The organism is Streptomyces sp. SM11 (assembly GCF_002910905.1).
Lineage (GTDB): Bacteria > Actinomycetota > Actinomycetes > Streptomycetales > Streptomycetaceae > Streptomyces.
Window position 1 is genome coordinate 1 of the sequence record NZ_NEUE01000071.1, and the last position, 10,393, is coordinate 10,393.

Annotated in this window: 8 protein-coding genes and 1 pseudogene; 6 read left to right on the forward strand and 3 right to left on the reverse strand. The window is 71.0% G+C overall.

Annotated elements, in window-relative coordinates; genetic code table 11:
- A pseudogene (locus tag B9S58_RS04175) lies at positions 1 to 1,152 on the forward strand (export associated protein); the annotation flags it as partial.
- A 242-nt stretch (positions 1,153 to 1,394) separates the two neighbouring features.
- On the forward strand, positions 1,395 to 2,414 hold the full coding sequence (locus tag B9S58_RS04180; RefSeq protein WP_103530782.1) for a TerC family protein: 1,020 nt from the start codon (positions 1,395 to 1,397) through the stop codon (positions 2,412 to 2,414).
- Positions 2,415 to 2,530: 116 nt separating this feature from the next.
- On the opposite strand, the gene B9S58_RS04185 is transcribed toward B9S58_RS04180, so the two are convergent.
- Positions 2,531 to 3,187, reverse strand: a complete 657-nt coding sequence (locus B9S58_RS04185; RefSeq protein ID WP_103530783.1) for an MBL fold metallo-hydrolase — start codon at positions 3,185 to 3,187, stop codon at positions 2,531 to 2,533.
- A gap of 10 nt (positions 3,188 to 3,197) precedes the next feature.
- Positions 3,198 to 3,887 carry a maleylpyruvate isomerase family mycothiol-dependent enzyme gene (locus tag B9S58_RS04190; RefSeq protein ID WP_103530784.1) on the reverse strand — a complete coding sequence of 230 codons (690 nt, stop codon included), beginning with the start codon at positions 3,885 to 3,887 and terminating at the stop codon, positions 3,198 to 3,200.
- Between the two features lie 175 nt (positions 3,888 to 4,062).
- Here B9S58_RS04190 and uvrA point away from each other — a divergent pair, with 175 nt between their 5' ends.
- Both uvrA and B9S58_RS04200 read left to right on the forward strand, forming a co-directional pair.
- Positions 4,063 to 7,116 (forward strand): excinuclease ABC subunit UvrA, encoded by a 3,054-nt coding sequence (gene uvrA, locus B9S58_RS04195; protein WP_103530785.1) that lies wholly within the window; start codon positions 4,063 to 4,065, stop codon positions 7,114 to 7,116.
- Positions 7,117 to 7,363: 247 nt separating this feature from the next.
- Complete coding sequence (locus B9S58_RS04200) at positions 7,364 to 7,792, forward strand: Rieske (2Fe-2S) protein (RefSeq protein ID WP_103530786.1); 429 nt, start codon at positions 7,364 to 7,366, stop codon at positions 7,790 to 7,792.
- A gap of 117 nt (positions 7,793 to 7,909) precedes the next feature.
- Here B9S58_RS04200 and B9S58_RS04205 read toward each other — a convergent pair whose 3' ends face one another.
- Positions 7,910 to 8,836 (reverse strand): hypothetical protein, encoded by a 927-nt coding sequence (locus B9S58_RS04205; protein ID WP_103530787.1) that lies wholly within the window; start codon positions 8,834 to 8,836, stop codon positions 7,910 to 7,912.
- 238 nt (positions 8,837 to 9,074) lie between these two features.
- Between B9S58_RS04205 and B9S58_RS04210 the strand changes: the two genes are divergently transcribed.
- Positions 9,075 to 9,683, forward strand: a complete 609-nt coding sequence (locus B9S58_RS04210) for a papain-like cysteine protease family protein (protein WP_103530788.1) — start codon at positions 9,075 to 9,077, stop codon at positions 9,681 to 9,683.
- A 4-nt stretch (positions 9,684 to 9,687) separates the two neighbouring features.
- A partial coding sequence (locus B9S58_RS04215; RefSeq protein ID WP_103530789.1) for a hypothetical protein occupies positions 9,688 to 10,393 on the forward strand: 706 nt, incomplete at its 3' end.

The following is a 10,393-nucleotide window of genomic DNA, read 5'->3' on the forward strand; positions in this document are numbered from 1 at the left end:
GCCCAGCCCGGACAGGCCGCTCAGCCGGTCGCGGGCGACGCCACCGGCTGGTCGATGGACGAGCGCCTCTACAACCAGATCTGGGGCATGTTCGAGGATCTGGCCCGCGCAGTCGCCGCCTACCGCAGCGCCGTGGACTTCGCCGAGTCCCGGATGGACCAGGAGCTCGACCGGGCTCTGTCCGACCCGCGCAACCGGATCGGCGGCGCGGGCGACCGCGCCCGCGAGGGGGCCCGCGCCAAGCGCGACGAGCTGACCTCCCGGGCACGGGAGGTCCTCGACCGCGATCTGGCCCAGCTGGCCGCCGAGGCGGCCGTCGTCGAGCCCGCGCTCCCGGCCGCGTACGCGGGCTGGGGCAACCCCGTCTGGCACGCCCACCGCGTCCCCATGGAGATACCGATGGCCCTGCGCATCGGCGACCTGCATCTTCCCGAGCGCACCGACCTGCGTATCCCGCTGCTCGTCCGGCTGCCGCTGGAGCGCGGGATCTGGGTGGACAGCGGCCGGGCGGCGTCGGAGGCGGCCGCGCTGATGGACACGGACCGGCTGCGCCGGCTGGCCATGGAGACGGCGGTCGCCCACGCGGCGCGGCTGCTCGCGGTGTATCCGCCCGGTGAGTTCTCGGTGCACGTCATCGACCCGGCGGGCGCCGCGGCCGGTCCGCTCGCGCCGCTGGTCGCCGCGGGCGTCCTCGCCGGACCGCCCGCGGCGGGACCCGGGGGAGTGGCCTCGGTGCTCGCCCATCTCACCCGGCGGGTGGATCTGGTGCAGATGGCCGTGCGGGCCGGGGCGGCCGACTCGCTGCCGCCCGACCTGGACACCGGCGAGCAGCTCCTGGTGGTCAACGACTTCCCGCACGGCTTCGACGACCGGGCCGTCACCCAGCTCCGCTATCTCGCCGACGAGGGCCCCGTGGTCGGGGTGCACCTTCTGATGGTCGCGGACCGGGAGGACGCCAGTGCGTACGGGCCGGTGCTCGACCCGCTGTGGCGCTCGCTGCTGCGGATCACCCCGGTCGCCGACAGCCACCTCGCCGACCCCTGGGTCGGGCACGCCTGGACGTACGAGCCGCTGGCGATCCCGCCGGGCAGCCGCGTCCTGGAGCAGGTGCTCGCGGCGGTGGCCGCCGCCCGCCGAGCCGCCGGCCGTTGATGGGATGGTGCCATCCTGAGCTGCGGTTTTGACGACTTCTTTACCCTTCTCTTTACCTTTTCTTGGTAATGCCTGTACTGTTCGGGGTACGGAGGGGAGTACTCCTTACGCGACGTCCCGACAATACGGACCTTCATCGGTCCCGGGGCGCCGGTCCAGGCGCGCGCACCGTGTGCAGGGATGGAAGAGACCTCCGGCAGCGACGACGCTGATCAGTAGCCGTAGCAACTGCCGGAGGCGCAGTGGACGTTTCATGGACCCTTTGGGCCCTGACCATCTTTGGTCTGTCGGCCTTGATCGCCGTCGACTTCTTCATCGGGCGCAAGCCCCATGACGTGTCGACCAAGGAAGCCGGAATCTGGACGATCGTCTGGATCGCGCTGGCCATCCTCTTCGGAGCCGGTCTCGCGGTCTTCGGTGAGACCCAGGCCTCCGGCGAGTTCTTCGCGGGATTCATCACCGAGAAGTCGCTGAGCGTCGACAATCTCTTCGTCTTCGTCCTGATCATGGCGAAGTTCTCGGTGCCCTCACACCTTCAGCAGCGTGTGCTGCTCATCGGTGTGCTGATCGCCCTGGTGCTCCGGGCGATCTTCATCGCCGCCGGCGCAGCCGTGATCGCGAACTTCTCGTGGGTGTTCTACATCTTCGGCGCGTTCCTGATCTACACCGCCTGGAAGCTCATCCAGGAAGCACGGTCCGACGAGGAGGACGAGGAGTTCGAGGAGAATCGTCTCCTCAAGAAGATCGAGCACCGCTTCGGTGTCGCCGACCAGTACCACGGCACGAAGCTCTTCATCCAGAAGAACGGCAAGCGCATCCTGACCCCGCTGATGGTGGTCATGCTCGCCATCGGTATGACGGACGTGCTGTTCGCCCTGGACTCCATCCCGGCGATCTTCGGCCTGACGCAGGACCCGTACATCGTCTTCACGGCCAACGCGTTCGCGCTGATGGGGCTGCGTCAGCTGTACTTCCTCATCGGCGGTCTGCTGAAGAAGCTGGTCCACCTCAGCTACGGCCTGTCGGTGATTCTCGGCTTCATCGGCGTCAAGCTGGTGCTGCACGCCCTGCACGAGTCCGGGGTGCACGTGCCCGCGATCTCCATTCCGTTCTCGCTCTCCGTCATCTGCGGCGTCCTGGTGATCACCACGATCACCAGTCTGGTCGCCAACAAGAAGCAGGCGGCTGCCGAGGCGGAGGAGGCCGCGAAGGCCGAGACCGCCGGCCCGGCCGGCGAGGAGAGCAAGAGCGTCAACAGCTGACCCGGGGCCGCCCTGAGCGGCACAGGGACAGACCGGCAGCGGCCGGGGCGGTAACGGCGTAGGCCGTCCGTCCCGGCCGCTTTCGTGTGCGTACGGGTACGGGTGGTGTGCGCCGGCTACCAGCCGCGGGCGCGCCACTCGGGCAGCTGGGGCCGCTCGTCGCCCAGCGTCGTGTCGTGCCCGTGGCCCGGGTAGACCCACGTCTCGTCGGGCAGCCGGTCGAACAGCTTCGTCTCGACGTCGCGCAGGAGGCTCGCGAACGCCTCCGGATCCTGGTTCGTGTTCCCGACCCCGCCGGGGAAGAGGCAGTCCCCGGTGAACAGGTGCGGGGCGCCGTGCGAGTCGTCGTAGACCAGGGCGATGGAGCCCGGGGTGTGACCGGCCAGATGGCGGGCGGTCAGCTCGACCCGGCCGACGGTGACGGTTTCGCCGTCCTCGACCAGGACGTCGGTCGGGACCGGGATGCCCTCGGCGTCGTAGCGGCCCGCGTACGTCCGGGCGCCGGTCGCCCCGACCACCTCGGCCAGTGCCTGCCAGTGGTCCCCGTGCCGGTGAGTGGTGACGACGGACGCGATGCCGTCGTCACCGATCAGCGCGAGCAGGGTCTCCGGCTCGGCGGCCGCGTCGATCAGCAGCTGCTCGCCGGTCGCCCGGCAGCGCAGCAGATAGGCGTTGTTGTTCATCGCGCCGACGGCCACCTTGGAGATCATCAGATCCGCCAGTTCGTGCACGCTCGCCGGTCCGCCGACCTTCACCGCTCCGCTGTACGTCATACGGCTCAGCCTATAGCGGGGGCAGCACGGGCAGGGAGCCACCGGCCGCGGTCAGGGCCGAGCCGTCGCGACGGCCGCAGAGCCAGCCCAGCAGCTCGACGGCGGGCCCCTGCACCGTCACCAGGGCACTCGGCGGGCCGCCGCCCGTGCTCCAGGTGCGGCCGTCCCGGTCGGTCAGTGCGGTCGCGGGCACGTCCTGGTTGCCCGAGAAGCGATCCGTCAGGAACGCGATCTCCCGTGGGACGAACTCCGCGGGCAGGTCCTCCAGCTCGTAGCCGATGTCCAGGTCGACGTGGTGCAGCTCCAGCTCGACCCAGCGCCGGAAGGGGACCCGGGCGGCGGAGTCCGTCACGCCGTTGCGCAGGGTGACCGTTCGGGGCCAGTCGGCCGGTTCGGCGGCGACCGCCAGGAAGCCGTCCGCGCTCTCCCGCAGGTCGGTCAGCTGCTCGGCCGCCGGGCGGGGGGCGCCGTCGGCGATGTCGGCGTCCCGGGTTTCGCTGCTCGCGTACATCGGGAGGCCCCGGAGAACATTTCCGAGCGCGTCGGCGTTACGTGACAGGTGGGCCAGCACATGGCCCCGACTCCATCCGGGCAACCGTGACGCCCCGGCGACCGAGGCGTTGTCCAGTTTGCCGACTGCGTCGAGCAGCCGTTCGGTCGCCCCGCGTACAGCTCCCAGGTCGTGCGCATGATCAATCATGCGACCGAGCCTAGCTCTGCCACCCGTTCGGGTGAAGGAGTCGAAGGTCGGCCGTAAATCGAATGTGCGTGCTATACGCTCGGGATCGAAAGCTTCCTACACTGCTGTGGCGCCCCCCATACCCTGGGAGAGGGGCTCAGTTCCCCCGCTTCTCTCTAGAAAGGTGCGGACCGGCGTGGCCGACCGTCTCATCGTCCGTGGCGCGCGCGAGCACAACCTGAAGAACGTCTCGCTCGACCTGCCCCGCGACTCCCTCATCGTCTTCACCGGGCTCTCCGGGTCGGGCAAGTCGTCCCTCGCGTTCGACACGATCTTCGCCGAGGGGCAGCGCCGCTACGTGGAGTCGCTCTCCTCGTACGCCCGGCAGTTCCTCGGCCAGATGGACAAGCCGGACGTCGACTTCATCGAAGGCCTCTCCCCGGCGGTCTCCATCGACCAGAAGTCGACCTCGCGCAACCCGCGCTCGACGGTCGGCACCATCACCGAGGTCTACGACTACCTCCGGCTGCTCTTCGCCCGGATCGGCAAGCCGCACTGCCCCGAGTGCCGCCGCCCCATCTCCCGCCAGTCGCCGCAGGCCATCGTCGACAAGGTCCTCGGCCTGCCCGAGGGAAGCCGCTTCCAGGTCCTCTCGCCGCTGGTGCGTGAGCGCAAGGGTGAGTTCGTCGACCTCTTCGCCGACCTCCAGACCAAGGGCTACAGCCGGGCCAGGGTCGACGGCGCCACCATCCAGCTCGCCGAGCCGCCCACGCTCAAGAAGCAGGAGAAGCACACCATCGAGGTGGTCGTCGACCGCCTCACCGTCAAGGACAGTGCCAAGCGCCGGCTGACCGACTCGGTCGAGACCGCGCTCGGCCTCTCCGGCGGCATGGTCGTGCTCGACTTCGTCGACCTCCCCGAGGACGATCCCGAGCGCGAGCGGATGTTCTCCGAGCACCTCTACTGCCCGTACGACGACCTCTCCTTCGAGGAGCTGGAGCCGCGCTCCTTCTCCTTCAACTCGCCCTTCGGCGCCTGCCCCGACTGCACCGGCATCGGCACGCGCATGGAGGTCGACCCGGAGCTGATCGTCCCGGACGAGGAGAAGTCCCTCGACGAGGGCGCGATCCACCCCTGGTCCCACGGTCACACCAAGGAGTACTTCGGCCGCCTGATCGGCGCGCTCTCCGAAGCCCTCGGCTTCCGTACGGACATCCCCTGGGCCGGGCTGCCGCAGCGGGCGAAGAAGGCCCTGCTCTTCGGTCACAAGATCCAGACCGAGGTCCGCTACCGCAACCGCTACGGCCGCGAGCGCGCCTACACCACCCCCGCCTTCGAGGGCGCGGTGCAGTTCGTCAAGCGGCGGCACACCGAGGCCGAGAGCGACTCCAGCCGGGAGCGGTTCGAGGGCTACATGCGCGAGGTGCCCTGCCCGACCTGTGAAGGCACCCGGCTGAAGCCGATCGTGCTCGCGGTGACGGTGATGGAGAAGTCCATCGCCGAGGTCGCCGCGATGTCGATCAGCGAGTGCGCCGAGTTCCTCGGCCGCCTCAAGCTGAACGCCCGCGACAAGAAGATCGCCGAGCGGGTGCTCAAGGAGGTCAACGAGCGGCTGAAGTTCCTCGTCGACGTCGGCCTCGACTACCTCTCGCTGAACCGCGCGGCCGGCACCCTGTCCGGCGGCGAGGCCCAGCGCATCCGGCTGGCCACCCAGATCGGTTCCGGCTTGGTCGGCGTGTTGTACGTCTTGGACGAGCCCTCCATCGGCCTGCACCAGCGCGACAACCACCGCCTGATCGAGACCCTGGTCCGGCTCCGCGACATGGGCAACACGCTCATCGTCGTCGAGCACGACGAGGACACCATCAAGGTCGCCGACTGGGTCGTCGACATCGGCCCCGGCGCCGGCGAGCACGGCGGCAAGGTCGTCCACTCCGGCTCGCTCAAGGAGCTGCTGGCCAACAAGGAGTCGATCACCGGTCAGTACCTGTCCGGCAAGCGGTCCATCCCGACGCCGGACATCCGCCGCCCGGTCGACCCGGCCCGGAGCCTCACTGTGCACGGCGCCCGGGAGAACAACCTCCAGGACATCGACGTCTCCTTCCCGCTCGGCGTCCTCACCGCCGTCACGGGCGTCTCGGGGTCCGGGAAGTCGACGCTGGTCAACGACATCCTCTACACCCACCTGGCCCGCGAGCTGAACGGCGCCAAGTCGGTCCCCGGCCGGCACACCCGGGTCGACGGCGACGACCTCGTCGACAAGGTCGTGCACGTCGACCAGTCGCCGATCGGCCGGACCCCCCGGTCCAACCCGGCGACGTACACCGGAGTCTTCGACCACGTCCGCAGGCTGTTCGCCGAGACGATGGAGGCGAAGGTGCGCGGCTATCTGCCGGGCCGCTTCTCCTTCAACGTCAAGGGCGGCCGCTGCGAGAACTGCTCCGGCGACGGCACCATCAAGATCGAGATGAACTTCCTGCCCGACGTGTACGTTCCGTGCGAGGTCTGCCACGGAGCGCGCTACAACCGGGAGACCCTGGAGGTCCACTACAAGGGCAAGTCCATCGCCGAGGTGCTGGACATGCCGATCGAGGAGGGCCTGGAGTTCTTCGAGGCCGTCCCGACGATCGCCCGCCACCTCCGTACGCTCAACGAGGTCGGCCTCGGATATGTGCGGCTGGGCCAGTCCGCGCCGACCCTCTCCGGCGGCGAGGCGCAGCGCGTCAAGCTGGCGAGCGAGCTGCAGAAGCGCTCCACCGGCCGCACGGTCTACGTCCTGGACGAGCCGACCACCGGTCTGCACTTCGAGGACATCAGCAAGCTGATCACCGTGCTCTCCGGCCTGGTGGACAAGGGCAACACGGTGATCGTCATCGAGCACAACCTCGACGTCATCAAGACCGCCGACTGGGTCGTCGACATGGGCCCCGAGGGCGGCAACGGCGGTGGCCTGGTCGTCGCCGAGGGAACGCCGGAACAGGTCGCCTCGGTGCCCGCCAGCCACACCGGGAAGTTCCTCCAGTCCATCCTGGACGCGGACCGGATCAGCGAGGCCGCGGTACCCTCCGGGCGGGGGACGGCCCGCAAACCGGCCGCTCGCAGGGCCGCCCCGGCCAAGAAGGCGGCCGCCCCGGCGAAGAAGGCCACAACGGCCAAGGCGAACGCCACGGGTGCCAAGGCCGGTGCCACCAAGGCGGCCGCCACCAGGACCGCCGCCGCGAAGAAGGCCACCCGCGCCCGCAAGGCCTGAGCGAGGGGCCCTCGGGCCCGTCGTCGAACCGCCTCACCGCCGATGGCGGCCCCCACGGCACGAAGGGGGCCGCCATCAGCGGTCGAAGGGGGCGTTCCGGCCCGGTCGCAGGGCTTCCGATCCCCGCCGGTATCGTCGGTTCTGTCACCGGCACGCAGGGCCGCCGTCGTCGCACCGCCCTGTCCGGCGACCCGATTCACCGTGAGATCCCCGTGATCCACCCCGAACAACGACCCGTGGAGCCCGCATGCCCGGTCTGCCCGCCGCCCGCCGTACCGTGCTGAAAGGTGCCGCGCTCGCCGGTGCCGCCGGGCTGGGAGCGGCCGCCTGCTCCACCGAATCCAAGCTCGGCCACGCCGAGAACCCCACCCCCACCGCGCCCGTCGACCTCGGCGCCGCGTCCGAGGTGCCGGTCGGCGGAGCCAAGCTCTACCGCGAGCAGCGCCTGGTCGTCGTCTGCCCGGCGAAGGGCGAGTACAAGGCGTTCAGCGCCCAGTGCACCCACGGCGGCTGCGTCCTGGACAAGGTCGAGGGCACCGAGGGCCACTGCCCCTGCCACGGCAGCCGCTTCGACATGACCACCGGCCGGCCGGTGAAGGGCCCGGCCACCGTGCCGCTGCCCGCCGTCCCGGTCACCGCCGAGGGCGGAAAGCTCGTCGCGGGCCCCGACGCCTGAGGGAACCGGGGCCCCGACGCCCGAGGGAACCGCTGAACCCGACGCCGGCGGCCCAAGGCCTCCGGCGCCCGACGTGGCGCAGGCGGTTCGAGGCCCCGAAGGGCGTACGGCCGCCCCTCACTCCCAGTCCCAGTCGATCCCGATCAGGCCCGGCCGTACGCCCTCCTCCACCAGGTGCACGGTCCGGTGCTGGCCGGTCAGCGTGAGGTCCCCGCGCGCCCCGCGCGCCGCCCCCGCCGACACCTGGGCGAACCGGCCGCACCGCACCGGGAGCGCCGCCTCGTCGAAGCCGACCTGGAGCACGTACTGGCCGCCCCCGAAGGTGAAGCCCCGTACATACTCGCCGCTCGCCCCGCCCGTACCGTCCTCGAAGCCGTAGCCGAAGAGGTACGTCTCGCCGGAGCGCAGCCGGGTGTCGAAGAGCAGCTCCGCCACCAGCACCCCCGCGTCCAGGTCCCAGCGGACCCGGCCCGTCCGGCAGTTCTCCAGGGCCCGTACCGCGATCCGCGACGGGTCGCAGCCGGCGTCGCCCCGGTGCACCGCGAGATAGCGGTCGACGCCGTCGTGGTGCGCGCGCACCACGTGCCGGGAGGTGCGGCCCGCCAGCTCGCGTCGCGCCCCGATCCGGACCCGCTCCTGGTGCCCCACGGTGTGCAGCCCGCCGTCCACGGGCGACTCCATCACCGCGAGGAGCCGCTCGACCGAGCCCGACGCCTCCATCAGCGAGCGGTACGAGCGTGCCGCCGGACGGTCCCCCTCCGCCGGGGCGTCGCCGTCGCGCAGCAGCCGCAGCAGTGAGCCGTCCGGCAGGGCGAGCACCTCCTCCAGCGCCCGCACGGCCCGCAGTGACTCGCGCCGCCGGGGGCGGCGCACCCCCTGCTGCCAATAGCTGAGGCTGGTCACCCCGAGCTTGACGCCCCGGTGCGCCAGATGGTGCTGCACCCGCTGGAGTGGCAGCCCGCGCACCGACAGGGCGGTGCGCAACGCCAGATGGAACGGTCCGGTCCGCAGGACCTGCGCCAGTTCGGTCTCGGTCTGCCGCATGGCGGGCCTCCGGTGAACGTTCACGTGGGGAGTGGCGACACCGCCCCCCGGGGGATGCGGGGGAGCAGGTGACCGGGTCGGGGCCGTTCACTCGGGCGCCGTGCCGTTCACACCGTGATGTCACCTCGCATTGAAGCGTGTTGACCTGTTCCGGACAACGCCGGATGCTCGTCGTCAGCGTCCGGACGCGCTCCTCCGATCCCCGTCCCCCCCCGCCCCCCGCCCTGGGAGGAACGCCATGCGCAACCGAAGAGTCAGGTCCGGAAGGTCCTCGTTCACCGCCCTCCTGGCCGCCGTCCTGCTCGCCGTCCCCGCGGGCACCGCCACCGCCGCCCAGTCCCCGGACGGAGCCGGCAGCTCCGTCGCCGCCGCCCAGCGGCTCGACATCACCATGCAGGCACAACAGCAGAGCAACTGGTGCTGGGCCGCCGGCGGCAACACCATCGCCGCCTGGTTCGGCCGCGACTACTCCCAGAACCAGTTCTGCAACGCCGCCTTCAACCGCAGCCAGAACTACCAGTGCCCCAACTGGCAGGCCACGCTCGGCAACGTCCAGACCGGCCTGTCCTGGGCCGGGGTCAGGCCCGGCAGCTACGTCACCGGCTGGCTGCGCTACTCGACCGTGCAGGCCGAGATATCCGCCCGGCGCCCCATCGAGACCCGGATCCAGTGGTCGTCCGGCGGCGGCCACATGCATGTCATCTACGGCTACGACGACGCCAACAGCTGGGTCTACTGGGGTGATCCATGGCCCTCCAGCGACCGCTACAACTGGGCCTCGCACGCCTGGTACGTCAACAACAACCAGTTCTCCTGGACCCACTCGCTCTACCGGATCGGGGCGTGAGGACATGAACTCCACCACCCGGCGCATCGCCGTCGCCACCGCCCTCACCGCCACCGCCCTGTTCACCGCCGCCGCTCCAGCCCTCGCCGACGACGGCCGGGCGGCCCCGCCGAAGCTGACCGCCGCCACCCTCGAAGCGGCCCACGAGGCCGCCACCGAGCCCGGGACCCTGGCCACCCTGTCCCGGTTCTTCGCCCGGGAGGGGGCGGTGAGCAGGGCGGCGAGCGCTCCCAGGATCGAAGGGAAGGCGGTTCCCGTCCGCACGCTCTCCGCCGCCTTCGTCGCCGGGCAGCGGGGGGCGGCTCCGAGCACCGTGGACTACCTGGCCAGCACCGCCGTCTCCTCCGACGGCCAGAAGGCCTCCCTGTGGACCGTCCCGGGGGCGGACAAGGGTGCTGAGTGGCAGGTGGTGAACATCGCCACCGGCGACGACGAGGCCCGCTACACCGCGCAGGGGGCCCGCGCGCTCCCCGGCGGCACCGTGTTCCGCGAACCGCAGATCGACGCCTGGTACGTCCACGACGGCTCCCGGGTGCTCCCGCTGGACGAGGACGCGAGGGCCGCCGTGGGAGCGAAGGGCACCGCGCTCAGCGCTTACCGGACCCGGGTCCAGGAGGCGTACGGCGACAAGCTGCCCGGCTCCGGCTACGCCCGCTCCGGCAAGGCGGGCGGCTACGGCCCCGATGCCGCCCCCGGCAGCGGGGGAGCCC

Excerpts from the sequence above, each read along its gene's own strand:
- B9S58_RS04185 (WP_103530783.1), bottom strand. The coding sequence starts at position 3,187 with ATGACGTACAGCGGAGCGGTGAAGGTCGGCGGACCGGCGAGCGTGCAC.
- B9S58_RS04190 (WP_103530784.1), bottom strand. The coding sequence starts at position 3,887 with ATGATTGATCATGCGCACGACCTGGGAGCTGTACGCGGGGCGACCGAA.
- B9S58_RS04200 (WP_103530786.1), top strand. The coding sequence starts at position 7,364 with ATGCCCGGTCTGCCCGCCGCCCGCCGTACCGTGCTGAAAGGTGCCGCG.
- B9S58_RS04205 (WP_103530787.1), bottom strand. The coding sequence starts at position 8,836 with ATGCGGCAGACCGAGACCGAACTGGCGCAGGTCCTGCGGACCGGACCG.
- B9S58_RS04210 (WP_103530788.1), top strand. The coding sequence starts at position 9,075 with ATGCGCAACCGAAGAGTCAGGTCCGGAAGGTCCTCGTTCACCGCCCTC.